Origin of the sequence: Streptomyces hesseae, from assembly GCF_031845785.1 — a bacterium.
In the GTDB taxonomy this organism is placed as follows: domain Bacteria; phylum Actinomycetota; class Actinomycetes; order Streptomycetales; family Streptomycetaceae; genus Streptomyces; species Streptomyces hesseae.
In genome coordinates this window covers 1-255 of sequence record NZ_JAVRFI010000101.1, presented here as the reverse complement: position 1 = coordinate 255, position 255 = coordinate 1, and the positions used below count along the sequence as shown (strand labels likewise).

1 protein-coding gene is annotated in these 255 nt (G+C 69.0%); it reads right to left on the bottom strand.

Annotated elements, in window-relative coordinates:
• A partial coding sequence (locus RM609_RS34380) for a class I tRNA ligase family protein (RefSeq protein ID WP_311616615.1) occupies positions 1-255 on the bottom strand: 255 nt, incomplete at both ends.

The window sequence follows — 255 nt, the reverse complement described above, 5'->3', positions numbered from 1 at the left end:
TGAGCTCGGCGAACGCGTCGGTGTGGCGGGTCACGGACTCGCGGCACTTGGCGTTGAACTCGGCGATGCCGTACGCCTCGATGTCCTGCTTGCCGGAGAAGCCGAGCTCCTTCTCGACGGCGAGCTCGACGGGCAGGCCGTGGCAGTCCCAGCCGGCCTTCCGGCCGACGTGGTAGCCCTGCATGGTGCGGAAGCGTGGGAAGACGTCCTTGAAGACGCGGGCCTCGATGTGGTGGGCGCCGGGCATGCCGTTGG